We start from the raw sequence: 23,517 nt of genomic DNA, 5'->3' as shown, positions 1-23,517 counted from the left end.
AGATGCAAGATAATTACACCATTTTGGCAGTTTTCGAATACTCATCCGAAGCACAAGTAGCAAAGGCTAAATTAGATTCGGAAGATATTAGAACTATGTTAATGGATGAAAAAACAATAGATTCTGACCCGTTGATTAGTCAAGCTATTGGTGGAGTAAAATTACTGGTACACAACAATGATTTAGAAAAAGCTGCTACTGTTTATAATGAAATAAGAGAATACACAAAGGATGAAAATGGAAATAACATTCATTGTCCTAAATGTAATTCAACAAAAATATTAGTTGCCGATTTACAACGTAAAAATATCTTTTTTATGCTCTTTCCTTTTTTTGAAAGCAAAAAATTAATCTGCAACGATTGTAAAACAATTTTCAAATGAAAAAAAAATATTTTATTACAGGAATTTCAACTGAAGTAGGAAAAACCGTGGCTTCTGCCATCATAACTGAAGCTCTAGAAGCTGATTATTGGAAACCTATTCAGTCGGGAGATTTAGAATTTTCTGACACTCATAAAGTTGAAAAACTCATTTCAAATTCAAAAACTGTTTTTCATCCAAACTCATATGCTTTACAAACACCTATGAGTCCACATGCAGCTGCAGAAATTGATGGAATTACCATTGATGTCGACAACATAAAAGAACCTTCAACAAAAAATCATTTAGTTATTGAAGGTGCGGGTGGACTATTGGTTCCTTTGAATGATAAAAACACCTTGTTAGATGTTATAAAACCAGATTATAAAGTAATCGTTGTTTCTCGTCATTATTTAGGAAGCATTAATCATACCTTACTAACAGTTAACTTACTGAAAGAAAAAGGCTTTGATGTTGCTTTGGTTTTTTCTGGAAACGAACACAAAACCACCGAAGATATTATCAAGAAAATGACTAAGATTCCTGTAATTGGGCGTATTGAAGAAGAACCTTATTTTGATAAAAATGTGATTAAAGAATACGCTGAACTATTTAAAGATAAGCTATAAATGAAACCTGCTACTGCAAAACATCTTTGGTCTTTCCCTCTTATCTTTGGTTTTTTAGGAGCTATCATAGGGTTGATCTTGCGGTATGCTTTTACAGGAGGCATTGCTAATTTCCCATTTAAGTTTGTATTACACTCCCATTCTCATATTATGTTATTGGGATTTGTTTTCAATGCTTTAATTGTATTACTTTTTACACGATTTACTAACGGAATTGATAAAATTTCTTACCGACTCTATCTTGCATTACAAATTTGTGTAGCTATCTTGTTAATTGGGTTTATCATTCAAGGCTATGCTTTGGTTACCATTATTTTTTCTACCCTACACTTATGGATTAGCTATTGGTTGCTACTACGATTATGGAAACGTTTGCAGGGTAAAGAATCAGATTTAACATTAATTAAAACAGGAATTGTTTTTCATTTTATTTCATCAATTGGCCCTTATGCTTTAGGTCCGCTAATGGCTATGAAAATGCAAACTTCTCCTTGGTATCAACAAGCTATCTTTTTTTATTTACACTTCCAGTATTTTGGTTCACTCTTTCTTTGGATGCTTGCAGTACTTTTTCAAAAAACAACAATTAAGATTTCAAGAAATCAAATTACTTTAATTACTACTTCCTTAGTATTATTGTATACTCATTCATTAAAATACAACTTTAATCATTTAGCTATTCAAATTACAGAAAGCATTGGTGCAGGAATTTTAATCATAACAGTTTTCAAGCTTAAAAGTTCATATTTACAGCAAAAACTACAATACCGATTGTTTTTTGGCATTTTATTACTTGTTGGTATTTTAAACTGTTTCGGTAGCATTCCTTATTTTTCAAATTTGGTAATAACCAACAGATATATGCTCATAGCTTGGTTACATCTCCTTTTTTTAGGAATGTACCTACCTTTTATTTGGATAGAATTAGGTCAGAGCATTCATAAAACCGTCTGGATTCTTTACGCCTTTTTTATACTCACTTCAGAACTTTTTTTAGTTTTTCCAGCATTTTTCTCTGAGTTGTTTTCAACCCCAATTATGTGGCTATTGTTTATTGCCTATTTCGGAGTAGTTTTATCTATTTCTATTGTACATTTGACAACTCTTTTTCAAAAGAACAAAACGTATGAACTTACAAGAACGCGATAAAAAACATTTGTGGCATCCACTAAAACAACACCAAACACACCCTGATAGTTTAGGAATTGTAAAAGCAAAAGGGTGCATATTAACTGATGAGCACGGCAATGAATATATCGACGCAATTTCCTCTTGGTACACCTGCATGTTTGGTCACTGTAACAATTTCATCACCAGTCGTGTTTACCAACAAATGCAAACCTTAGATCAGATTATGTTTAGTGATTTTACTCATGAACCTGCGGTAAAATTATCAGAAGAATTGATCAAAATTCTTCCTGAGAATCAAAATAGAATCTTTTTTAATGATAATGGGTCTACTGCTGTAGAGGCGGGAATTAAAATGGCTTTGCAATACTATTTTAATAAGGGAGAAAAACGCAACACTTTTATTGCTTTTGAAGACGGGTTTCATGGCGATACATTTGGAGCCATGTCTGTTTCTGGTTTATCTGTGTATAATGGACCTTTTGAAGATTTTTTGATGGATATTCAACGAATTCCTGTTCCGAATGGAGAAAACAATGAGGCTATTGCACAAAAATTACAAGAAATCATTTCAGAAAATAAAGTCGCTGGATTTATTTACGAGCCTTTAGTTCAAGGAGCAGCTGGGATGAAAATTCATAAGGCCAAAGACCTAAACAACATCTTGGAAGTTTGCAAAAGCAATAATATTCTTACCATCGCTGATGAAGTAATGACTGGTTTTGGAAAAACAGGCAACAATTTTGCTTCTGATGAAATTACTACCAAACCAGATATTATATGTTTAAGTAAAGCCTTAACAGCTGGTTTAGTTCCAATGTCTATCACTTCTTGTACTGAAGAAATTTACACTGCTTTTTTGGATAATGATATTTCTAAAGGTTTTTTTCATTGCCATACTTATTCTGCAAATCCAATAGCTTGTAGTGCTGCACTAGCGAGTATTGAGCTATTGAAAACTCAAGAAATCCAGGACAATATTCAGTTTATTGAAAAGTCTAATAAAACTTTTGCCAAAAAGATAGAAAGTCATCAAAAAGTAAATTCAACAAGAGGTAAAGGAGTTATTTTAGCTATTGATTTAAACACCAATTCTGGTCGTTATGGAACGTTGCGTGACCAGCTTTTAAAATCTTTTATGAATGAAGGAGTTTTTTTACGACCATTAGGAAACACCGTTTACATTCAACCTCCCTATGTTATCACAAAGGAACAACTTAACAAAATATATACAACCATAGAAAAGGTTCTAGATAGTCTCTAGAACTTTTTCCTTTTCTAATAAGTTAATTTCTTCTTGAGTTTCTTTAATGTGAACGTATAAATCTTCATAAATCCATTCACCATCTACTTTAATACCTCTAACAATTAAAGTACCTTCTCCTTTATCACCTCTTATAGAAATAGAAAAATCTACATTTCCATCGTCGTTAGTAAGAGAAATATTTCCAGAGGGAATTCCGTATTGTTCAATCGGTTCTCCTAAATTCTCTATAACCAGTTTGTTTTTAGATGCTTGTTCAATAGCATATTCAACAGGGGTTGAATTTGTCATTATTTTTGACACTCCAAAAAATGCCGCCCCTACACCTAAAACAATTAATAAAATAAAGCCTAAACATCCTGTTAATGGTATAAACCACAACCAATTTCTTCCAAACCAACTTTTTTGTCTTTGTTCACTCATAACCTTAATAATTTTATACCAAGATAAATATTTTTATTTTCTTTAGAATACTTGATTTTACCTTTATTTTTGCTGAAATTTTATCGTGTTGAAAGAACTCATCTCAATAACATCATTTGCTTCTGTTTCTGCCTTAGGAAGTACTCCTGAGAAAATTTGGGAGCACTATCTAAATAATCAACATTTTTTAAGTTTTAAAGACTTTGAAGATTCCAAAGCATGGGTAGCACAATTATCTGATGAAGATAAACATGCTATTGAAGATGTTAGAAACTCTGACAATAAATACAAAAATTTAGATCCGTCTGTTTTGTACACCCTTTTTGTTGCTAGAAAAGCAATGGAAAAAACCGATTGGAAAGCTTCTGACAACTTCGGAATTAATATAGGTTCTTCTAGAGGAGCAACTTCTTTGTTTGAGAAATATTATAAGGAGTTTTTAGCTACAGGCAAATCATCTACCTTAAGTTCTCCAACCACTACTTTAGGGAATATTTCTTCTTGGATAGCACATGATTTACAAAGTAACGGTCCTGAAATTTCACATTCTATAACTTGTTCAACAGGATTACATTCTTTGTTAAATGGAGTCGCTTGGTTACAATCAGGAATGTCAGAAAAATTTATGATTGGTGCTAGCGAAGCTTCACTAACTGATTTTACTATTGCCCAAATGCAGGCATTAAAAGTGTACTCTAAAGAAATTAATGAATACCCTTGTAAAGCTTTCGACCTTAACAAAACTAAAAACACCATGGTGTTGGGAGAAGGTGCTTCGGTATTTTGTTTAGAGAAAGGAACTAAAAAAAATGCTCTAGCTTTTATTGAAGGTGTAGGATATGCTACTGAAGTTTTGAAACATAATACTTCTGTAACAACAGATGCAGAATGTTTTCAAAAATCAATGAAAATGGCTTTAGGAACAACCTCTCCTGATGAAGTGGATGCTATCGTAATGCATGCCCCAGGAACCATTAAAGGAGATCAGTCAGAAATTAATGCGATTCAAAAAGTATTCTGTAACAAAACTCCTTTTTTAACTACTAATAAATGGAAACTCGGTCACACTTTTGGTGCTTCTGGCTTGTTAAGTTTAGAGTTAGCAATGTTAATGATACAACATCAACAAGTAATTGAAGTTCCTTTTGCTGAACCTCAACAAACTCCAAAAAAACTCAATAAAATACTAGTAAATGCTGTTGGTTTTGGAGGAAATGCTGTTTCCGTTTTAATAACATCAAAAAACACATAAAACTAATTGAAGAAGACAATTCTTCTTCCAAAGAAAAATAAGACTCATAAAATTCCGCTTTCGAAGCGGAATTTTTTATTTTTACCACCACAAACAACTCGAATTTATGACTGATATTAGACACGATTGGACGAAAGAGGAAATTCTAGAAGTATACAATAAGCCTTTAATGGAGCTTTTGTACGAGGCTTCAACTATGCATAGAAAATACCACGACCCAAATACAGTACAAGTAAGTACATTAATTTCTATAAAAACTGGTGGGTGTTCTGAAGACTGTGGATACTGTCCGCAAGCAGCACGTTATCACACCAATGTTGAAGGAAATGATTTGATGACTGTAAACCAAGTTAAGGCACAAGCTTTACGTGCTAAAGAAGGTGGATCATCAAGAGTTTGTATGGGTGCAGCTTGGAGAAATGTAAAAGACGGACCAGAATTTGACCAAGTGTTAGAAATGGTGCGTACTATTAACAAGCTAGACATGGAAGTTTGTTGTACGTTAGGAATGGTAACTGAAAACCAAGCAAATCGTTTAGCTGAAGCTGGTTTATATGCTTACAACCACAATATTGATACTTCTGAAGATTATTACGATGATGTAATTTCTACACGTGCTTTTAAAGATAGAGTAGACACTATTGAAAACGTGCGTAAAACAAATGTAACTGTTTGTTCTGGAGGTATTATTGGTATGGGAGAATCGTTAGAAGATAGAGCTGGAATGCTTGAAACTTTAACTCGTTTTTCTCCACACCCTGAGTCTGTGCCTATTAACGCATTAGTGGCTGTAGAGGGTACTCCGTTAGAGGAGCAACCTCCTGTTAACATTTTTGAAATGGTTCGTATGGTAGCTACTGCTCGTATTGTATTGCCAGACTCACAAGTACGTTTATCTGCAGGTAGAACGCAAATGAGTAGAGAAGGTCAAGCAATGTGTTTCTTTGCTGGAGCTAACTCAATTTTTGCAGGTGATAAGTTATTAACTACTCCAAATCCTGACATCAACGAGGATATGAAAATGTTTGAAGATTTAGGTTTAAATACACAGAAGCCTTTCTTTAAACATGAACAAAGAGAGTCTGTTGAAGCTAAAGATTCTCAATATGAAGCTTTAGGTGAAAAACCAAAATGGACGAGACCAGATCATAAGATTGAGCGTAACGAACAAAAAAAGCAAGAGGCTAAAGAAGTAAGAGCCTAATTAGATAAAAATAACCGTCAAATTAATTTGACGGTTATTTTTTTATCATTTTAATAAATAGTTCCATTCCTTGTCGGCTTCCATAAGAATTGTGACAAATCTCCATACTTCCTTTAAAATACGGTGTAAAATATTCTTCATATTCTCTTTTACTCCCTCCAAAAGGTGGATGGTCTTCATTTAGTACTGCATCAAACAGCAAACCTATTAACTTTCCTCCATCATTTAGTAATTCATGTACTTTTTGTGCATACTTTGACCGTAGTTTAGGATTTATAGCGCAGAAAAAAGTTTGCTCAATTATCACATCAAAAGTTCCTTTTAAATCAAAAAAATCAGCGTGAATTAAATTTTCCTTTGGGAAGTTAGGAACTCTATTTTGTATTCTTTTTAAAGGTTCTTCAGCAATATCAACTACAAAAACATTCTTAAATCCTTTGTTGAATAAATATTCCGCTTCGTATGAATTACCTCCCCCAGGTATTAAAATTCGATGATTTTTATCTTCTAATTGATTAAAATATTCTTTTAACGGATTTGATATTTCTCCTAAATCCCATCCTGTTTTATTATGTAGGTACTTATTGTTCCAAAATACTTCTGATAGCTCTATCATTTCTTCTTACTTTCATTTTCACAAATTTAGAAATAATATCATGTTTTATGATAAAAGAGCTTGATTGTAGAAAAAAAGCGATGTTTAAAACATCGCTTTTTATTAGAAGTCAAACCCTATGTAAAACTGCCAGACTCTATTTTTGGGTTTATCTTCATCATAAATATCATTTAATCCTAAATGGTATCTTACTCCTAAACTTACTCCACTATTTGTTTTAAAACCTCCACCAAAATTCAATCCCCAATCAAAATTCCTAGGATCAAACTCTTTTGAAGTATCATACAGAATAAAGCCACTATCAAAAGTTTCTTTGTGTGCTATTGAAAGTCCTATTTGAGGTCCTGCTTCTAAAAAAAAGTTTTCGGAAGGATATAGTTTCATCATTAATGGAAAATTAATATAGTCTAACTCTTGCTTATAAGTACCACTTCCATCTATAATTTTATACCCTTGTTGTGAATACAGTAATTCTAATTGTAGTGAAACATTACTCCTTATGAATGACTCTCCATAAAAACCTATATGGAATCCGTGTAGCTGTTCCGTTTCAGAATCTCCATTAAAACTCACTGCAGACAAGTTATACCCTCCTTTAATACCTGCCTTGGACTTTTTACTACTATCTTGTGCAACTACTGATGCACTAATCATTGCTATAAATAATATTACTAACTGAATTTTTTTCATCTTTAATCGATTTAATTTTACAATCTATCTTCCTCCATTAGCTTGTAAATCTGCTATACATTGACTATCTAGTTTTGGGATTTGATTTGATGAGAATAAATTTCCAATACCTTGACTAGTTTCTGCTGCCCAATACATTAAACAGCTTTCTTCATTACAGTGTTTTGGATGGTCTGCATCTTCATGATCTGTTTGTAAAGGAGTTCCTAAATTTGTAAGTCCTAGAATATGACCAAATTCATGATGAATTACACTAGATTCTAATAAGCTTCTTTCTGGTTCAAATGTACCATTACTTAGTTCTCTTATAGTTTCTTCAAAAATTACAAATGACGTATTATAATATGCAGTACCTAAAATAAAAGAAGAATCAGAATCTTTTGAAGATTTACCATTTACAAACAATACCCAAACTGCTATAGTATTTTGTGTATTATAATAAGTTCTGTACTGGTTTTCTATAGCTACAATGTCATTAATTGTATACACCTCTTTTCCTGTTACAGGTATTGATTTTACATGTAACTCTACTCCATTTGATTTAAAAGTTCTTTCTTCAATAAAACTCTTAAAATTGTTCTTTGCTTCTTCAGTAGGTTCAAAGCCTTCCACATAAGCTAGCTCTACGATCGTTTTTTTATAAGTATTATCTGATAACAAATCATTTGCTGAAGCTCCCGTGGATTTCCTGTTCTCTTTTACAACCTCAACACCATTATTAATTATTGATTCACTTTCTGTAGAACATGCCCAAAATAGAACACTTAATAGTAAAACTATAAAAAACTCTTTTCTCATTATTATTCCTTTATCTTACTTACGTAATTTTAATATCAATGGTTTTTAAAACCTTAGGCCACTACTAGAGCAGCCATAAAGTTTCAAAATCAACGAATTTAAGAGGTCTTTATATCTTTTTAAATGTTAACGTTACTGAACTGTCTGTTTTACTTTGTAGTGTTAGTAAAGTACTTGTATAAGTAGTTACTACCCACTCATTATTTAAAGCACTTATAGCTGTTCCGGTTCCAAACTGAACCTCTAAAAGAACTCTTGTATCTGATTCTACATCATACTCCCCTTCAATGTTTTCTAAAGTTGTGTTTACAATATTTCTTGCTATTAATTTCCCTTCATTTGTAAACTCTATAGTATATGCAGCGTATTCTTCTGCCTTTTCTACTCCAGCTTCTATAAAGCTTTCTACCTTAAATTTAGCTTTACTGATAATGGTTTCTAATTCGTCAGCTGCTTCTTCTGCTGCTTCCTCTTCCTCTTCATAAGTAGTACACTCTTCAACAGCATCTTCAAATTCAGAATCGCTATTTATTTCCATAGAACTACCGTTGCTTAGAGTTACAATTATTGGGTACTTCACAGAGAATAACTCATTTGAGCCTAAATCATCTACAAAATTGTACAATTGTTTTTCTGATTCAATTACAACAGTACCTGTTTGTTCTAAATTAATATCGTAGGTTAACATTGATATTGGAAATTCTATTTCTGCACAAGAGATAGCATCTTCCATTTCATCTGATGCTTCATCACATTTTCTATTTAATTCTTCCAATTCTGTTTGTGAAGTAATAGTTACTTCTGTATAGTTATTTAACTTTACTGTAATTGGAAAATTAAAAACTACTGTATCATCATCATCATTAAATTCGTCCATTATTTCAAGAACCAAATTATAATCTAATTCATTTATTATAGTTACCTCTTTTCCGTTTATGGTTGCTGTTATAGGAAACAATAACTCAGCACATGAATTTCCATCTAAAAAATCATCTTCTGATCCATCGTTCATACCTGTTCTTTTATACTTCTTTGCGGTTTCAGATGTTGGGGTATTTGCATTTGGATTTGTACCTATTTGTTCGTTTTCTTCAGATTGACATGAAGTAAGAATTGTCAAAGTAGTTAATGCTATTATGGTTAATATTTTTATCGTTTTCATCTTAATTAGTTTTAATTTTTTAAACATTTATTTTTTGAGCTCTTTCTGTCCTTTAGAAAACTATAAATCGTTTTACCCTACCTTTGTTTTCGATTTTTTTTCTATTTTAACTCTATAAAAGCATTCATATGACTAAAAAATCACTGTGTAACGAGGAAGACTTTAACGAGTTTTATAAAACTAATATTCAATTCGTTACCAACTTCTCATCTTATAAATCCAATGATAAAGATACTGCCCTAGATTTAATACAAGAAGCTTTTTTAAAAATGTGGGAAAAATGTTCAGAAATATCATATGAAAAAGCAAAATCATACTTATTTACCAGTGTAAACAACCTTTTTTTAAATAAATTAAAGCATGAAAAAGTTGTTTTAAACTATGCTAAAAACGCTCCTTATTTAGATATAAATAATCAAAGTCCGGAATACTTACTAGAAGAAGAAGAATTTAAAAACAAACTAAAAAATGCTATTGAAAATTTAACAGAGGCTGAACGAGAGGTTTTTTTAATGAATAGAATAGATGGTAAAAAATATAGAGAAATTGCTGAGTTACTAAATATCTCACAAAAAGCCGTTGAAAAAAGGATGTCTTCAGCTTTAAAAAAATTAAGGTCAAAAATAGAATTATTGTAAGGGTAGGGAAATTTACTTCTTTATTGTCTAAAAGTTAGTTAAGCATAAAATGAAAGATGAACAATACATATTAAAATGGTTAAACGGAGAAATCTCTGATGAAGAGCTGTCTCTATTAAAACAAGATAAAAGTTTTAAAAATCTTGAAAAAATAGCACATTATTCTTCTCACATAAAAACTCCTAAAGTAGATATTGATAAAGCTCTTAAAGAGTTTGAACTAAAAAAAGCTACTTCTAAAAAAAGCAAGGTTATTCCATTAAGTTATAAGAATTTTTATAAGTATGCAGCAGCTATTATTGTTTTATTGGTTTCTTCTTATTTTTTATTCTTTAATAACGCAGTGAACTTTAGTACGCAATATGCGGAAACAAAAACCTTTAATTTACCAGATGATTCTGAAGTTGTTTTAAACGCTAACTCTACCATATCTTTCAACAAAAAGGATTGGAAAAGTAGTAGAAATTTACAACTTAAAGGAGAAGCATTTTTTAAAGTTAAAAAAGGAGAGTCTTTTACCGTAAATACTTCTGTTGGAAAAGTTACAGTTTTAGGAACTCAATTTAACGTTAAAGAAAGAAATAATTATTTTGAAGTAAAAACCTACGAAGGTTTAGTTAGTGTAAACTATAACAACTCACTTATTAAATTAGCTAAAGGAAAAATATTTAAAGTTACAAATGGTAAAATTGACACTGTAAACACCTTTAACATTAATAATAAATCTTGGTTACAAGATGAGTCTAATTTTAAAAGTACTCCTTTACAATTTGTGCTAAATGACATACAAAACCAATATGGTTATGTTATAAAAACTAAAGATGTAAATTTAGAGCAGCTTTATACTGGTGGTTTTACTCATAAAGACATAAATGTAGCTCTGCAAGCAGTTACAATTCCTTTGCAATTATCGTATAAAATAGAAGGAAAAAACATTACTATATACAAGAATGGTCAATAAAAAAACTACTTTTTTATTTCTTTTCCTATTTACCTTTGCTATCAAAGCACAGGATGTTATTACCAAAACTTTATTAAAAGACGTCTTAATTGAAATTGAAAAAAAACATCAGGTAACTTTTACTTATTCCGATAAGGATTTAGAAAGTGTATACATTACAAAACCTGATAATACTTTATCATTATCTGAAACTATAAGTTACTTAGAGTCTGTTACCATCTTTAATTTTAAAATTTTAGATAATCGGTTTATTACTATATCATACTTAGAAAAGAAAATTCCTATTTGTGGAACAATAGTAGACAGTAACACACTTGAACCATTAGTTTTAGCAACTATTTTAGTTAATAATACTCATAATGGAACTACATCTAATAGTAACGGAAAATTCAATATCAACTCAGTTTCTGTAAATGCAAATGTTTCTATTTCTTACGTTGGATACAAATCTATTATACTACCAGCAAAAGATTTATTCTCTCAAAACTTATGTAAAGAAATACACCTAGAAAGTTTGTCAGAAGAGTTATCAGAAGTAATTATTCCTAACTTTTTAACCACTGGTCTCCAAAAAAACATTGATGGAAGTACTGTTTTAAAAACTAAAAAATTCGGAATTCTTCCAGGTTTAATAGAACCTGATATTTTAAAAACGATTAAAGTACTTCCTGGTGTGGAAAGTGTTAATGAAAGTGTATCGAATATAAATGTTCGAGGTGGAACAAACGATCAAAATTTAATGCTTTGGGATGGAATTAAGATGTACCACACAAGTCATTTTTTTGGTCTAATCTCTGCATATAACCCGTATTTAACAGAAAAAGCTACTGTAACTAAAAACGGTACTAGTACAAAGTTTAGCGACGGTGTTTCTAGTACTGTTAATATGCAAACAAACAATAAAGTTACTGATACGTTTTCCGGCGGCGCTGGTTTTAATTTATTAAGTGCTGATGCTTTTGTACAAATTCCTTTAACTAAAAAACTTGGAGTTCACGCTTCGGTAAGAAGGTCTTATACAGATTTTTTTGATACCCCTACCTATGACAAGTATTTTAGTAGAAGCTTTCAAGAAAACTCTATAGCTTCCAACAAAGAAAATGAAGCCTCAACTGATTTCTATTTCTATGATTATTCTTTTAAAGTCTTATACGATATTAATCAAAATCATTTATTAAGAGCTAACTTAATAAATATAAAAAACAATTTAGAATACACAGAAGAATACACTAACAATGGAACTACAATAGAAGAAAACAGTAATTTAAAACAAGAGAATCTTGGTGCTAATATTAGCTGGAATGCCACTTGGTCACCCGAATTTTCTACAGAACTCTCTACTTTTATTTCTGATTATAAAATAAATTCGGCAGATTTTAACAAAGAGACTGATCAATTTCAAACACAGTTTAACAATGTTTTAGAAACTGAAATTAAATTTATTATAAATCATTGTTTTTCAGACACTTTTCAACTTACTAATGGTGCTATTTTTAATGAAATAGGTATTGCTAATAAAACAACTGTTAATGCTCCTGACTTTTCTAAATCTGTAAAAGAAGTTTTACTTAAATCTGCATTTTTTTCTGAAATAACGTATAATAAAAATAACACTTATGCTAGAGTTGGTTTTCGTGCCAATTATTTTCACGATTTCAATAAACTCATCATTGAACCAAGAATTAATCTGAGACAACAGCTTAGTAATAGTATTTTTTTTAAGTTGGAAGGAGAATTCAAAAACCAAACAACTACGCAAAAAATAGATTTTCAAGATAATTTTTTAGGTATTGAAAAAAGAAGATGGGTACTGGCTGACAATGATAAAACTCCTATAATTAAAAGTAAACAATTATCTTTTGGAACTGAGTACTCTAAAAACAACCTACAAATTGATGTTACAGGGTTTTATAAATTTGTTAATGGTATAACTGTTGCCAATCAAGGTTTTTATAACAATGTGCAAACACTAAACTCTATAGGAGACTACAAAATAAAAGGCGTTGAATTTTTAATTAATAAAAAAACTAAAAAGTTTAGCAGCTGGCTGAGTTACACCTTTGCTGAAAACAACTATACTTTTAAAACCTTTACTCCTGATACTTTTCCTAGTAGTTTAGATATTACACACTCTTTTAGTAGTGCTATAAACTATGATATTACAAATAACATCAAACTATCTTTAGGTGCTGTTTTACGATCTGGCACACCATATACAAAACCTGTTGTAGATAATGAAACCATACAAGATGGAAATAGAATTATAGTAAATTACGATACTCCAAATAAAGAAAGACACTCAAACTTCTTTAGGGTTAATGCTTCTGGAAGTTATAATTTTAATATTTCAAAAGGCCTAAAATCAACTGTAAGAATTGGCTTTACCAATATTACCAACAGAAGAAACATTATAAACACCTACTATGTTGTTGATGAAAATAATACTGATAATGCTAAAGAGATAAATACCTATTCATTACCTTTTACACCAAATATTAGCTTCAGAATTAACTTTTAAAACCCACTCAGGTTTGAGTTAATTTTTTAACACTGTTAACTCAAAAAAACATCATAACATTTTCTTAACTTTGCTTCTCGAAAAAATTGAATGTATGGGATTACAGTTGCAACAAATAGACAGAGTAGAAACCATTACTAAAGAAGACTTTATTAAAAATTACTTCAAACCTCAAAAGCCTGTAGTTATTGAGCGTTTTATTGAGGATTGGCCAGCATATTCTAAATGGTCTTTAGAATATATGAAGGAAATAGCAGGTGATAAAACTGTTCCTTTATATGATGACAGACCTGTGGATTATAAAGATGGGTTTAATGAGCCTCATGCAACCATGAAAATGAGTGAATATGTAGATTTACTAAAACGTGAGCCTACTAAGTTCAGAATTTTCTTGTGGAATATTTTAAAGGAAGTTCCTCAATTACAGAAAGACTTTACTTTTCCTGACTTTGGTTTGCGCTTAATGAAAGGATTACCAATGTTATTTTTTGGTGGACGTGATTCATATACATTTATGCATTATGACATTGATTTAGCCAATATTTTCCACTTTCATTTTGAAGGAAAAAAGAAATGTATTTTGTTTGACCAAAAACAGAATAAATTCTTGTATAAAATTCCGCATTCGTTAATTACTCGTGAAGATATTGATTTTAACAACCCAGATTTTGAAAAGTGGCCTGCACTAAAAAATGCAAAAGGTCATGTTGCTGAACTTGAGCATGGTAATGTTTTGTATATGCCTGAAGGTTATTGGCACTATATGCGTTATGTTACTCCTGGTTTTTCAATGAGTTTACGTGCTATTGCTCGTAATCCTAAAAATTTAGGAAAGGCCGTTTACAATGTTTTTATTATGCGTACGATAGATAATGTTATGCGCCGTATTAAAGGTCAAAAATGGATTGACTGGAAAAACGAACAAGCTGTTGTTAGAACAAATAAAGCTAATAATATAGCATCATAAAAAAAGCGCCGACTGGCGCTTTTCTTTTATCTTTATTTTCCAAAGAGTCTTTGAAAAAAACTTTTAGTTTTGGTTTTAGTCTCTTGAAATTCTTCGTTAGCATCTTCTGCAAAATCGGCTATATGTTCACCAGCTTCTCCTGCAACTTCTGAAGCTTTTTCAGTTATCTTTTCTAATACTTCTTTAGCTTCGTTAGTTAATTCGTTCGCCTTTTCCTTACTTTTTTGAATTGATTCGTCGGAAATAATTTCTTCAACTTTTTCTTTTACATCTTCAACTATATCTACCAAGTGTTCACTTGTTTCTCCAGCCAACTCACTAGCTTTCTCTGTTATGTTATCCATAACTTCTTTAGCTTTATCTAAGTTATCCTTTGAATTTTTATCGTTAGACATAGTGTAAGTATTAAAAAAAGAATGTTTAGAACCAACCTTTTTGATTTACTTGATAAGTTTCAATAAACTCTTCGTCAGATTTTGTTAAATAGATGATTCCTTCTATTAAGCCAATAATACTTGTTATAAAACCTCCAAAACCACAAGTCAACACTGTTAATAAAAGCATTATAACTCCTTCCTTTGTATATCCTAGTACAAATTTATGAATACCTAGTGATCCCAATAAGATTCCTAAAACACCAGCAATAACCCTTTTACTTTCTTGATTAGGAACAGTATTCCCATTTTCATCAATTACATTCATTTTTTTATCTTTTTATTTATTAGACGGTGCTAAATTTATAAAAAAGCTTCGTCTTTTGGCTCCCATAACTCAATTTTATTTCCATCTAAATCTACAATCCATCCAAACTTTCCATAATCGTACTCTTCTACTTTGTCCATAACCGTAACACCACTTTCTTTTAACTCTTCCAACAATTCTTCTAAATTTTCTACTCGATAGTTAAACATAAAGTCTTTTTTAGACGGTTCAAAATAGTTAGTATCTTCTGCAAACGGACTCCATTGGGTAGACGCTTTTTTTCCTTCATTATCTTTCCACCAAAAGGTACAACCCCAATCATCTGTATTAAAACCTAGGTTATTTTTATACCATTCTTTTGTTGCTTTTGGATCTTCTGTTTTAAAAAAAACACCTCCTATTCCTAGTACTTTACCTTTTTTCTTCATTTTATTTCTTTTTTACGACTGATTCATAAATAGAAATCCATTCATCTACAGTCATTTTTGTACATAATTCAGTAATTAATTCATACGGAATATCATCTAACTTTTTAAAACGAATACAGCTCTTCCCCATATCTAGTTTTCTTTTTGAATATTTAGGATATTCAGATACAAACCAATCGTGTAACTCTTTTTTAGCATAAATCCCGCTATGATATAAGTTGATTGAGTTTTTTTGTGAGGCTAAATTTATAAAAGGAAGTGGTAATTTAGGATCGCAATGATAGCCTTCAGGATATTTTGAATGTGGAACATAATACCCAATCATATTATAATTGATTCCTTCTTCAAATCCTTCTGGCAAGTTTTCCTTAATAAGATTACTAAGCTTTTGTAAAATTTCTTGGCGTTCTTCAGGAACTTGAGAAATGTATTCTTTTATTGATGATGCTTCATATTTCATGTAACATGAATTTGAAGCATCAAGTTAGCAAAATTTTTCTCGATAATCGAGTATTAAAAACCTTTAGCTATTATAACTTATAAAAACATTAAGTTCTTATTCTCTTTTTTAAAATTTCTCAATGCGATAGTTTTCTTTGATTTTATCTACAATAGTTTGCGCTAGCTTTTCTTTACTTTCTACGGTCCAACCAGCAACGTGTGGAGAAAGCAATACATTTTCTGCATTTATTAAATACTGAAATGCCTCAGGCATTTTTTGATTAGTAAATAGATTTTCGAAAGATTTTTTCTCATACTCCAATACATCTAAACCTGCTCCTAAAACTTTTCCTGATTGTAAAGCCCCAACCAAATCTTTTGTCACTACTGATTTTCCTCTGGCTGTATTTAACAACCAAAAAGGTTTAGAAAAATTATTGATAAAATCTGAGCTCACCATTTTCATGGTAAGTTCTGTTTGTGGGGTGTGTAAACTTAAAACATCAACCCTTTTTTGAAGCTCATCTAAAGAAACTTGTTGAGCATTTTCATCACCTACATTTGGTTTAATATCGTAGCAAATCACTTCAACATCAAAGCCTCTAAGTTTTTTAGCAAAGGCTTTTCCCATATTACCATAACCTATGATTCCAACAGTTTTTCCATCTAATTCTATTCCTCTATTTTCTTCTCTCAACCATTTTCCTTCTCGTACTTCTTTATCTGCTTTATTAAGCTTATTAAATAAAGAAAGTAGCATTCCTAAGGTATGTTCTCCGACTGCATTTCGATTTCCCTCTGGTGCTGATATTAAACGTACTCCTTTCTTTTCTGCATAATCACAATCAATATTTTCTAAACCAGCTCCTACTCGCCCTATAAATTTAAGGTTTGTTGCTTTATCTAAAAATTGTTTGTCTATGGTAAATCGACTACGAATAATAATTCCGTCATACTCGTGAATTTTATCTTCAATTTCTGATTTTGAAGAAGTATAGTCCTCATAATTTTCAAAACCTAAACTCTTTAGTTGATTTATTAAAAGAGGATGATTCGTATCTAAATGAAGTATTTTCATTAAAATAGATTATTAGATGGTTGGATATTTAGAATTTTTGATAGTTATATTTAGCTTAATGTTGAATTGAATTTAGACATCATTTTCACTACACTCATTAAAGTTTCTGTATAATTTTCTAAATCAGTTTTAGAGATAAAACCCAAATCATAACTAAGTAATAATTGAGTTTCAACCTCATAGCATGAGCCTAATGCAATTACCAGAAACCTAGCAAAATCTTTATTGGATGTTCTTGAGCAACCTTCAGCTATATTTGAGGGAATAGATACTGAAGCTCTTCTCAATTGAGAAACTAATCCGTACTTTTCATCTTCAGGAAATTTTGATGTGAGTAAATAAATGTCTTTGCAAAAAGATCTACTCACTTGCCAAAATTTAAAATCCTTATATCTATGCATCTCTTAACTTCTAGAAATCGAATAATCCAACTATCTAAAAATCTAAATTAATATTGTTCTTCTTCGTTTGGAAAGTCTTGATTTTTCACATCAGTAATATACTGCTCAAAAGCATTAGTCATTTCTGTATGTAAATCTAAATACCTACGTAAAAAACGAGGATTAAACTCATGTGTCATTCCTAACATATCATGCATCACTAACACTTGTCCATCAACACCTCCTCCTGCTCCAATTCCTATTACTGGAATTGTTAAAGCTTCTGCTACTTTTTGTGCTAACTTTGCTGGAACTTTTTCTAATACAATAGCAAAACATCCTAACCTTTCTAGCATTAAAGCATCTTTCATTAATTTTTCTGCTTCTTCTTCCTCTTTTGCTCTTACTGTATAAGTTCCAAACTTATAAATAGACTGTGGAGTTAATCCTAGGTGTCCCATTACAGGAATACCTGCATTTAAAATTCGTTTGATAGAGTCTTTTATCTCTTTACCTCCTTCTAATTTTATTGAGTGCGCTCCACTTTCTTTCATGATTCGAATAGCTGAGCGTAATGCTTCTTTAGGATCTGATTGATAGCTACCAAAAGGTAAATCAACCACTACTAAGCAACGATCAATTCCTCTTACTACAGAACTTGCATGATAAATCATTTGGTCTAATGTAATAGGTAATGTAGTTTCATGACCCGCCATTACATTTGACGCTGAATCTCCCACTAAAATTACATCTATTCCTGCACCATCAACAATTTTTGCCATGGTATAGTCATAAGCTGTAAGCATTGAGATTTTCTCTCCATTTGCTTTCATTTCAACAAGAGATTTAGTGGTAATTCTTTTATATTGTTTTTTTGCTACTGACATTTCTTTTGTTTTATGGATTGTAAAAATACATAATTATTTAGTGGTTTTATTTATTATGAACCTTTAAGCCTTTCGTTTTTTACTTTTTTAACCTCGTTAATCTTCTGTTAATTATACTTTATCCGTTTATTTTTTTAATAGTTTTACCTAGCTAAACTAAACTAACATGCAAAAGATTTTTACTTTACTAATCGTTTTTGTTCTTACAACTATGGTAAGTGCACAAGAAAACTCAGAAAAAAAAGCCATTAAAAATACTATTGAAACCTTTTTTGAAGGATTACATAAAGGTGACAGTACATTAGTAAGTTCTACTCTTAATTCTACAATTAACATTCAAACTACTTTTACAAATAAAGAAGGCAAAAAAGTTTTAGTTACCGAAAGTAAAACCAAACTACTTACTAATATTGCTAATAAAAAACCTGAACATACTTATTTAGAAAAATTATTATCATGGGATATTAAAGTAGATGGTAATTTAGCTTCTGTTTGGACACCTTATGAGTTTTATTTAAACGATAAGTTTAGTCATTGTGGAGCAAATTCTTTTCAGCTTTTCAATAATAATGGAAAATGGGAAATCATATACTTAGTTGATATGAGACGTAAAGATAATTGTGAAGCTCTTAAGCAGTAATCTTTATGAAAAAAATTGGATTTCTTTTTTTATTTATTTCCTGTTTTGGTTTTGCACAAAAACCTGAATTATTCCTTCCTGAATTATTTAATGGACTACCTAATATCAGGGATTTTTCGATGAGTAAAAACCAAAATGAATTTTATTTTACTGTTGAAAGTTATTTAAAAGAATACTCTTTTATAGCCTATTCAAAAAAAGTAAATGGAGAATGGAAAAAACCCGAGGTGGTTAGTTTTTCCGGACAATACAAGGACTTAGAACCATTTTTATCTCCTGACGGATTAAAACTTTTTTTTGCTTCTAATAGAAAGAACAATGATTCAGGAGAGGTAAAAAAAGATATGGATATTTGGTATGTAACACGAAAATCTTTGTCTGATAGTTGGTCTAATCCTATAAATGTTGGTTCAATAATTAATACTTCTGCCAACGAATTTTATCCTTCAGTAACAGAAAAAGGTGATTTATTTTTCACAGCAGAGTATGAAAATTCTAAAGGCAAAGAAGATATTTATGTAAGTAAGCTTGTGGATGGAAAATATACTACGCCTGTTTCTCTTGGCTCTGGAGTAAACTCTGATAAATACGAGTTTAATGCCTTCGTCGCTCCAGATGAAAGCTTTATAATTTTTACTTCTTACGGAAGAAAAGACGATTTAGGTAGAGGTGATTTATACTTAAGTAAAAAAGGAAATAATAACAAATGGTTGCCTGCTAAACACTTAACTAACCTCAATTCAAAAAAACTGGATTATTGTCCTTTTGTAGATTTTACAAATAATAAAATTTACTATACAACTAGCAAAAGTGCTATCACAAATAAATTAAATGAAAAGAAAAGCTTTGAAGAAATAATTGATTTTATTAAAAACGCCCCCAATGGACTAAGTAGAATTTACGTTACTTATTTCCCCAAAAAATAACTTATCTTTGATTTAATGAATCTAACAAATCCATCAAATACTTTATCTCCTGATAAATGGGTAGACAATTATGCTGATTACCTGTTTAATTATGCTGTTGTGCGTGTAAATAACTCTAATGTTGCTAAAGATTTAGTGCAAGAAACTTTTTTTGCAGGATTAAAGTCTGCAAAGAATTTTGAAGGAAAATCCACTGAACGAACATGGTTAGTTTCAATTTTAAAAAGAAAAATAATAGATTACTATCGAAAAATAAACTCAAAAAAAGGACAAGCTGAAGTTAGAATGAGTTTTTATGATAGTGGTGAAAATCAAGGTAGTTGGATTGAAGAACGAGTACCACAAACTTGGGGTAATGATGCTGATAAGGATATTGAAAATGAAGAATTAAAAGATCAATTAGATAAATGTATTGATAACCTTCCTGAAAAATATGCCATGGTTTTTAAAATGAAAACCATACAACAGTTTGAAACTGAAGATATTTGTAAGGAGCTAAATATTTCTCCGTCAAACCTATGGGTTATCATTCATAGAGCTAGAACACAATTGAGAAGCTGTATGGAAAAAAATTGGTTTAATAAGTAAAAATACAATGTTTAAATTTTTTAAAATTACATGTGATGAAGCCACAACCATTTGCGATAAAAGTCAATATGGAGAAGCCTCAGTATATGAAAAATTACAACTTAATTGGCATTTGTTTGTGTGTAAAGTATGTGCTTTATACTCTAAACAAAACAAGAAGATGTCACAAATTTTGAAAGTAAAAACTAATAACTGTAATAAAGATAAAGCTTGTTTGTCAAGCAAAGACAAGCAGGAATTAAAAGAACAATTAAGTAAACTTAATTAAACAATTTTGGTTTTTTAAAAAAACCATTTTTTGATTTTTTGTTAGATTGAAACGGAATTTATTATAGCAATAAATTCCGTTTTTTTAATTTTGCGCATTAAAAACAACCCACATGCATTTTTTACCTGAAGAATTAGATAATTATGTTGTTAAACATTCTCAAGCTGAACCAAAAATACTACAAGAATTAGGTAGAGAGACTTGGCAAAAGGTTTTAAACCCTCGTATGTTAAGTGGAGCTTTTCAAGGAAGGGTTTTATCTATGATTTCAAAATTAATTCAGCCCAAATCAATTTTAGAAATTGGTACTTACACTGGGTATTCTGCTTTATGTTTAGCTGAAGGATTATCTAAAGAAGGAAAACTTTATACAATTGATAAAAATGAAGAATTGGAAGAACTTCAATATAAGTACTTTCAAAAATCTGATTACAAAGACCAAATAACACAATATGTTGGTAATGCTATAGATATTATTCCCACTATCGATTCTAAATTTGATTTAGTATTTATAGATGCTGACAAGTCTAATTATGTAAATTATTTTCATCTAATTATTGAAAAAATGAATAAAGGAGGAGTAATTTTATCTGACAATGTCTTATGGAGTGGAAAAGTTGTTGAAGAACTAGACCCTAAAGATACAGATACTAAAATTCTTTTAGAGTATAATAGAGTTTTAAATGAAGATAGTCGCTTAGAAACAGTATTACTACCCATACGAGACGGATTAACTATTAGTAGAGTTATTTAAAAAGAAAGAGTAAACCAAAAAGGTTTACTCTTTCTTTTTAAAATATGTTTTTAATTATAAGTTAATCTTTCAGCTACAAATAATTCTTTTTCGTAATCTTTAATAAAAGCATCTATTTGTTCTTTTTTTGTACCAGGAACACAAATAATATGTGCCATTTTGTTTTCTGATGCTAATTGATACTTTTTACATAAAGCTTCAGAAGGTTTCTCTAAAACTACTGTAAGCGCCTCATTATTTCTCCATGTTTTAACTCCTATCTCTTTTAACCTTTGCTCTGTATACGCTGCTAATTCTTGAGACTTTCTAGCTCTTGTAATTAGACCATCTTTCCCGTATTTTTCAATAAAAGACCATAATAATAATGGAGTTAAACCATTTCTTGAACCTGTAATGGTTGTGTCTAAAGTTCCAACATAAGAAACTGAGTTTACAATTCTATCTCTATGCTTTCTTTTTGCTAAAACAATTCCACAGGGTATTGGTCCACCAATAAATTTATGTCCAGATATAGAAATACTATCAATCCCTTCTGCAAAATCAAACTTTGGTTTAGGGTCGACAAAAGGAGCAATACATCCTAAAAATGCTGCATCACAATGGATATAATAATCTTTAATAGCATATTTTTTGATAATACCTTTAATTTTATCTAAATCATCTACAGCTTCAGTCATTGTTGTACCTATGTTTAAAAAGAAAACTGCTGGTTTATCTCTATGAAGAGTTATAAGACTTTCTAGATCATCATAATCTATCTCACCATTATCTTGACTTCTCACTACTATATTCTTTAAATTTAGTAGGTGTAAATTCTTTTTAACACTATAATGTGTAGACTCGCTATAATATACTACAGGATTATTAAAACTTTCTCTAGCCAAATACAGGCCATAAAGATTTCCTTCTGTTCCTCCATTCGTAACATATCCCCATACATCATTAGTTGAAGATGATAATATATCAGCGAAAAAACTAATGACTTCTCTTTCTATATCCTTCGTGTCTATTGATAAAGTTGAAGGAGATTCTGGGTCCCCGACATTATTGATACATAAATTTAAAAAAGGTGCAAATTCACTGTAGTTAAAATCTTTTGCTAAAGGATAACCTAAAAAATTAGATGAAGCCTCATTAATTCTGTTATAAATTTCATTTATTCTACTCATATCTACCTGTTTTAAATGTTATTAAATCACTTAACAAATATACTTTTAAAGAATAAAAACCTACTTAAAACACTTAAACAAAGAAAAAAATAACTATTTTTAACTATTAAACAGCAATTAAAACTATTAACAACATTAAAAGTGTTTTAAAACAGAAAAACTTACCATGGAACAACTAGATAATGTGGATAAAAAACTATTAGATGAGCTGCAAAAAGACTGCAAACAATCCATTAAACAACTAGCAAGTAAAGTAAACCTGTCTATTACTCCAACTCATGAGCGAATAAAAAAGATGGAATTAAATGGGATTATAGATAAGTATGTTGCCTTATTAAATTTAGAAACCATTGATAAAAATTTAATTGTGTATTGTCAAGTAACACTTGTTAAACATCAAGAAACTGCTTTTAAAGAGTTTGAGGATTATATGTCTAAAATAGATGAAATAGTAGAAGTATCTTATATAGCTGGAGTCTATGATTTTTTACTAAAAGTTGTTTTAAAAGATATGAACGAATATCAAGATTTTGTGTTAAAAAAATTATCGCAGTTAGAAGTTATTTCAAATATTCAAAGTTCATTTGTCATGAAACAGGTAAAGAACACCACAAAAATAGAAATGGTGTAGTTTGCAAACTACA

28 protein-coding genes and 1 pseudogene are annotated in these 23,517 nt (G+C 30.4%); 16 read left to right on the top strand and 13 right to left on the bottom strand.

Annotated elements, in window-relative coordinates; all coding sequences use genetic code 11:
- The first annotated feature begins 2 nt into the window (after positions 1-2).
- The 4 genes from VCM48_RS11580 to bioA are packed head-to-tail and all read left to right on the top strand — an operon-like array spanning position 3 to position 3,383.
- Positions 3-383, top strand: coding sequence for a putative signal transducing protein (locus tag VCM48_RS11580; RefSeq protein ID WP_274640881.1), 381 nt, complete (start codon positions 3-5; stop codon positions 381-383).
- The gene (gene bioD / locus VCM48_RS11575) at positions 380-991 is read left to right on the top strand and encodes a dethiobiotin synthase (RefSeq protein WP_482270616.1); all 612 of its coding nucleotides are present in this window, start codon (positions 380-382) and stop codon (positions 989-991) included. The genes VCM48_RS11580 and bioD overlap by 4 nt, the downstream gene beginning before the upstream one ends.
- Positions 992-2,140 carry a hypothetical protein gene (locus VCM48_RS11570; protein ID WP_482270615.1) on the top strand — a complete coding sequence of 383 codons (1,149 nt, stop codon included), beginning with the start codon at positions 992-994 and terminating at the stop codon, positions 2,138-2,140. It abuts the gene before it with no gap.
- Positions 2,118-3,383 carry an adenosylmethionine--8-amino-7-oxononanoate transaminase gene (gene bioA, locus VCM48_RS11565; protein WP_482270614.1) on the top strand — a complete coding sequence of 422 codons (1,266 nt, stop codon included), beginning with the start codon at positions 2,118-2,120 and terminating at the stop codon, positions 3,381-3,383. The genes VCM48_RS11570 and bioA overlap by 23 nt, the downstream gene beginning before the upstream one ends.
- On the opposite strand, the gene VCM48_RS11560 is transcribed toward bioA, so the two are convergent.
- Positions 3,369-3,806: a cytochrome c oxidase assembly factor Coa1 family protein gene (locus tag VCM48_RS11560; protein ID WP_274640877.1), complete on the bottom strand. Its 438-nt coding sequence runs from the start codon at positions 3,804-3,806 to the stop codon at positions 3,369-3,371. The genes bioA and VCM48_RS11560 overlap by 15 nt on opposite strands.
- 88 nt (positions 3,807-3,894) lie before the next feature.
- On the opposite strand from VCM48_RS11560, the gene VCM48_RS11555 reads away from it, so the two are divergent.
- Together VCM48_RS11555 and bioB are read left to right on the top strand one after the other, a co-directional pair.
- A complete protein-coding gene (locus tag VCM48_RS11555; protein WP_482270613.1) occupies positions 3,895-5,058 on the top strand; it encodes a beta-ketoacyl synthase N-terminal-like domain-containing protein in 1,164 nt (387 codons plus the stop codon).
- 106 nt (positions 5,059-5,164) lie between these two features.
- On the top strand, positions 5,165-6,262 hold the full coding sequence (gene bioB / locus VCM48_RS11550; protein ID WP_440120596.1) for a biotin synthase BioB: 1,098 nt from the start codon (positions 5,165-5,167) through the stop codon (positions 6,260-6,262).
- Positions 6,263-6,296: 34 nt separating this feature from the next.
- Here the strand turns inward: bioB and VCM48_RS11545 are convergent, their stop codons facing one another.
- The 4 genes from VCM48_RS11545 to VCM48_RS11530 form a co-directional block, all read right to left on the bottom strand.
- Positions 6,297-6,878 carry a methyltransferase domain-containing protein gene (locus tag VCM48_RS11545; RefSeq protein WP_482270612.1) on the bottom strand — a complete coding sequence of 194 codons (582 nt, stop codon included), beginning with the start codon at positions 6,876-6,878 and terminating at the stop codon, positions 6,297-6,299.
- A gap of 102 nt (positions 6,879-6,980) precedes the next feature.
- A complete protein-coding gene (locus tag VCM48_RS11540) occupies positions 6,981-7,568 on the bottom strand; it encodes a porin family protein (RefSeq protein WP_482270611.1) in 588 nt (195 codons plus the stop codon).
- A gap of 24 nt (positions 7,569-7,592) precedes the next feature.
- On the bottom strand, positions 7,593-8,366 hold the full coding sequence (locus VCM48_RS11535; RefSeq protein WP_482270610.1) for a membrane metalloprotease: 774 nt from the start codon (positions 8,364-8,366) through the stop codon (positions 7,593-7,595).
- A gap of 109 nt (positions 8,367-8,475) precedes the next feature.
- The gene (locus VCM48_RS11530) at positions 8,476-9,528 is read right to left on the bottom strand and encodes a hypothetical protein (RefSeq protein ID WP_482270609.1); all 1,053 of its coding nucleotides are present in this window, start codon (positions 9,526-9,528) and stop codon (positions 8,476-8,478) included.
- Positions 9,529-9,656: 128 nt separating this feature from the next.
- On the opposite strand from VCM48_RS11530, the gene VCM48_RS11525 reads away from it, so the two are divergent.
- From VCM48_RS11525 to VCM48_RS11510, 4 genes are all read left to right on the top strand, one after another.
- Positions 9,657-10,166 carry an RNA polymerase sigma factor gene (locus VCM48_RS11525; RefSeq protein WP_482270608.1) on the top strand — a complete coding sequence of 170 codons (510 nt, stop codon included), beginning with the start codon at positions 9,657-9,659 and terminating at the stop codon, positions 10,164-10,166.
- 49 nt (positions 10,167-10,215) lie between these two features.
- Positions 10,216-11,127 (top strand): FecR family protein, encoded by a 912-nt coding sequence (locus VCM48_RS11520; RefSeq protein ID WP_482270607.1) that lies wholly within the window; start codon positions 10,216-10,218, stop codon positions 11,125-11,127.
- Entirely contained in the window at positions 11,117-13,645 is a 2,529-nt protein-coding gene (locus VCM48_RS11515) for a TonB-dependent receptor (RefSeq protein ID WP_482270606.1), read from the top strand. The genes VCM48_RS11520 and VCM48_RS11515 overlap by 11 nt, the downstream gene beginning before the upstream one ends.
- Before the next feature lie 94 nt (positions 13,646-13,739).
- Positions 13,740-14,612, top strand: a complete 873-nt coding sequence (locus tag VCM48_RS11510; RefSeq protein WP_440120589.1) for a cupin-like domain-containing protein — start codon at positions 13,740-13,742, stop codon at positions 14,610-14,612.
- 32 nt (positions 14,613-14,644) lie between these two features.
- Here VCM48_RS11510 and VCM48_RS11505 read toward each other — a convergent pair whose 3' ends face one another.
- The 7 genes from VCM48_RS11505 to panB form a co-directional block, all read right to left on the bottom strand.
- The gene (locus VCM48_RS11505; protein WP_482270605.1) at positions 14,645-15,007 is read right to left on the bottom strand and encodes a hypothetical protein; all 363 of its coding nucleotides are present in this window, start codon (positions 15,005-15,007) and stop codon (positions 14,645-14,647) included.
- Between the two features lie 25 nt (positions 15,008-15,032).
- The gene (locus tag VCM48_RS11500) at positions 15,033-15,314 is read right to left on the bottom strand and encodes a TM2 domain-containing protein (RefSeq protein WP_440120587.1); all 282 of its coding nucleotides are present in this window, start codon (positions 15,312-15,314) and stop codon (positions 15,033-15,035) included.
- 35 nt (positions 15,315-15,349) lie between these two features.
- A complete protein-coding gene (locus VCM48_RS11495) occupies positions 15,350-15,742 on the bottom strand; it encodes a VOC family protein (RefSeq protein ID WP_274640863.1) in 393 nt (130 codons plus the stop codon).
- A 1-nt stretch (position 15,743) separates the two neighbouring features.
- Positions 15,744-16,202: a DUF1801 domain-containing protein gene (locus VCM48_RS11490; protein ID WP_482270604.1), complete on the bottom strand. Its 459-nt coding sequence runs from the start codon at positions 16,200-16,202 to the stop codon at positions 15,744-15,746.
- A 108-nt stretch (positions 16,203-16,310) separates the two neighbouring features.
- Entirely contained in the window at positions 16,311-17,261 is a 951-nt protein-coding gene (locus VCM48_RS11485) for a 2-hydroxyacid dehydrogenase (RefSeq protein WP_482270603.1), read from the bottom strand.
- A 50-nt stretch (positions 17,262-17,311) separates the two neighbouring features.
- A complete protein-coding gene (locus VCM48_RS11480; protein WP_482270602.1) occupies positions 17,312-17,629 on the bottom strand; it encodes a four helix bundle protein in 318 nt (105 codons plus the stop codon).
- Between the two features lie 80 nt (positions 17,630-17,709).
- Positions 17,710-18,528, bottom strand: a complete 819-nt coding sequence (gene panB, locus VCM48_RS11475) for a 3-methyl-2-oxobutanoate hydroxymethyltransferase (protein ID WP_440120583.1) — start codon at positions 18,526-18,528, stop codon at positions 17,710-17,712.
- Positions 18,529-18,694: 166 nt separating this feature from the next.
- Between panB and VCM48_RS11470 the strand changes: the two genes are divergently transcribed.
- The 5 genes from VCM48_RS11470 to VCM48_RS11450 all read left to right on the top strand — a co-directional run bounded on the left by VCM48_RS11470 (position 18,695) and on the right by VCM48_RS11450 (position 21,704).
- Positions 18,695-19,168 carry a nuclear transport factor 2 family protein gene (locus VCM48_RS11470; RefSeq protein ID WP_482270601.1) on the top strand — a complete coding sequence of 158 codons (474 nt, stop codon included), beginning with the start codon at positions 18,695-18,697 and terminating at the stop codon, positions 19,166-19,168.
- A 5-nt stretch (positions 19,169-19,173) separates the two neighbouring features.
- Positions 19,174-20,094: a TolB family protein gene (locus VCM48_RS11465; RefSeq protein WP_482270600.1), complete on the top strand. Its 921-nt coding sequence runs from the start codon at positions 19,174-19,176 to the stop codon at positions 20,092-20,094.
- 15 nt (positions 20,095-20,109) lie between these two features.
- Positions 20,110-20,682, top strand: coding sequence for a sigma-70 family RNA polymerase sigma factor (locus VCM48_RS11460; protein ID WP_482270599.1), 573 nt, complete (start codon positions 20,110-20,112; stop codon positions 20,680-20,682).
- Positions 20,683-20,689: 7 nt separating this feature from the next.
- Positions 20,690-20,950, top strand: coding sequence for a hypothetical protein (locus VCM48_RS11455; protein WP_274640855.1), 261 nt, complete (start codon positions 20,690-20,692; stop codon positions 20,948-20,950).
- Between the two features lie 112 nt (positions 20,951-21,062).
- Positions 21,063-21,704, top strand: a complete 642-nt coding sequence (locus tag VCM48_RS11450) for an O-methyltransferase (protein WP_482270598.1) — start codon at positions 21,063-21,065, stop codon at positions 21,702-21,704.
- 50 nt (positions 21,705-21,754) lie between these two features.
- On the opposite strand, the pseudogene VCM48_RS11445 reads toward VCM48_RS11450, so the two are convergent.
- A pseudogene (locus VCM48_RS11445) lies at positions 21,755-22,876 on the bottom strand (histidine decarboxylase); the annotation flags it as partial.
- A gap of 163 nt (positions 22,877-23,039) precedes the next feature.
- Between VCM48_RS11445 and VCM48_RS11440 the strand changes: the two are divergent.
- Positions 23,040-23,504, top strand: coding sequence for an Lrp/AsnC family transcriptional regulator (locus VCM48_RS11440; protein ID WP_482270597.1), 465 nt, complete (start codon positions 23,040-23,042; stop codon positions 23,502-23,504).
- Positions 23,505-23,517: the final 13 nt, after the last annotated feature.

Source organism: Tenacibaculum sp. DPLXC6, from assembly GCF_056815515.1.
The sequence above is the reverse complement of the archived record's forward strand: the minus strand, read 5'-3'. Positions and strand labels throughout refer to the sequence as shown.

Excerpts from the sequence above, each read along its gene's own strand:
- VCM48_RS11530 (WP_482270609.1), bottom strand. The coding sequence starts at position 9,528 with ATGAAAACGATAAAAATATTAACCATAATAGCATTAACTACTTTGACA.
- VCM48_RS11535 (WP_482270610.1), bottom strand. The coding sequence starts at position 8,366 with ATGAGAAAAGAGTTTTTTATAGTTTTACTATTAAGTGTTCTATTTTGG.
- VCM48_RS11525 (WP_482270608.1), top strand. The coding sequence starts at position 9,657 with ATGACTAAAAAATCACTGTGTAACGAGGAAGACTTTAACGAGTTTTAT.
- bioB (WP_440120596.1), top strand. The coding sequence starts at position 5,165 with ATGACTGATATTAGACACGATTGGACGAAAGAGGAAATTCTAGAAGTA.
- VCM48_RS11455 (WP_274640855.1), top strand. The coding sequence starts at position 20,690 with ATGTTTAAATTTTTTAAAATTACATGTGATGAAGCCACAACCATTTGC.
- VCM48_RS11510 (WP_440120589.1), top strand. The coding sequence starts at position 13,740 with ATGGGATTACAGTTGCAACAAATAGACAGAGTAGAAACCATTACTAAA.
- VCM48_RS11440 (WP_482270597.1), top strand. The coding sequence starts at position 23,040 with ATGGAACAACTAGATAATGTGGATAAAAAACTATTAGATGAGCTGCAA.
- VCM48_RS11465 (WP_482270600.1), top strand. The coding sequence starts at position 19,174 with ATGAAAAAAATTGGATTTCTTTTTTTATTTATTTCCTGTTTTGGTTTT.
- panB (WP_440120583.1), bottom strand. The coding sequence starts at position 18,528 with ATGTCAGTAGCAAAAAAACAATATAAAAGAATTACCACTAAATCTCTT.
- VCM48_RS11495 (WP_274640863.1), bottom strand. The coding sequence starts at position 15,742 with ATGAAGAAAAAAGGTAAAGTACTAGGAATAGGAGGTGTTTTTTTTAAA.
- VCM48_RS11540 (WP_482270611.1), bottom strand. The coding sequence starts at position 7,568 with ATGAAAAAAATTCAGTTAGTAATATTATTTATAGCAATGATTAGTGCA.
- VCM48_RS11545 (WP_482270612.1), bottom strand. The coding sequence starts at position 6,878 with ATGATAGAGCTATCAGAAGTATTTTGGAACAATAAGTACCTACATAAT.
- VCM48_RS11500 (WP_440120587.1), bottom strand. The coding sequence starts at position 15,314 with ATGAATGTAATTGATGAAAATGGGAATACTGTTCCTAATCAAGAAAGT.
- VCM48_RS11505 (WP_482270605.1), bottom strand. The coding sequence starts at position 15,007 with ATGTCTAACGATAAAAATTCAAAGGATAACTTAGATAAAGCTAAAGAA.
- VCM48_RS11450 (WP_482270598.1), top strand. The coding sequence starts at position 21,063 with ATGCATTTTTTACCTGAAGAATTAGATAATTATGTTGTTAAACATTCT.
- bioD (WP_482270616.1), top strand. The coding sequence starts at position 380 with ATGAAAAAAAAATATTTTATTACAGGAATTTCAACTGAAGTAGGAAAA.
- VCM48_RS11460 (WP_482270599.1), top strand. The coding sequence starts at position 20,110 with ATGAATCTAACAAATCCATCAAATACTTTATCTCCTGATAAATGGGTA.
- VCM48_RS11560 (WP_274640877.1), bottom strand. The coding sequence starts at position 3,806 with ATGAGTGAACAAAGACAAAAAAGTTGGTTTGGAAGAAATTGGTTGTGG.
- VCM48_RS11470 (WP_482270601.1), top strand. The coding sequence starts at position 18,695 with ATGCAAAAGATTTTTACTTTACTAATCGTTTTTGTTCTTACAACTATG.
- VCM48_RS11490 (WP_482270604.1), bottom strand. The coding sequence starts at position 16,202 with ATGAAATATGAAGCATCATCAATAAAAGAATACATTTCTCAAGTTCCT.
- VCM48_RS11570 (WP_482270615.1), top strand. The coding sequence starts at position 992 with ATGAAACCTGCTACTGCAAAACATCTTTGGTCTTTCCCTCTTATCTTT.
- VCM48_RS11515 (WP_482270606.1), top strand. The coding sequence starts at position 11,117 with ATGGTCAATAAAAAAACTACTTTTTTATTTCTTTTCCTATTTACCTTT.
- bioA (WP_482270614.1), top strand. The coding sequence starts at position 2,118 with ATGAACTTACAAGAACGCGATAAAAAACATTTGTGGCATCCACTAAAA.
- VCM48_RS11580 (WP_274640881.1), top strand. The coding sequence starts at position 3 with ATGCAAGATAATTACACCATTTTGGCAGTTTTCGAATACTCATCCGAA.
- VCM48_RS11520 (WP_482270607.1), top strand. The coding sequence starts at position 10,216 with ATGAAAGATGAACAATACATATTAAAATGGTTAAACGGAGAAATCTCT.
- VCM48_RS11485 (WP_482270603.1), bottom strand. The coding sequence starts at position 17,261 with ATGAAAATACTTCATTTAGATACGAATCATCCTCTTTTAATAAATCAA.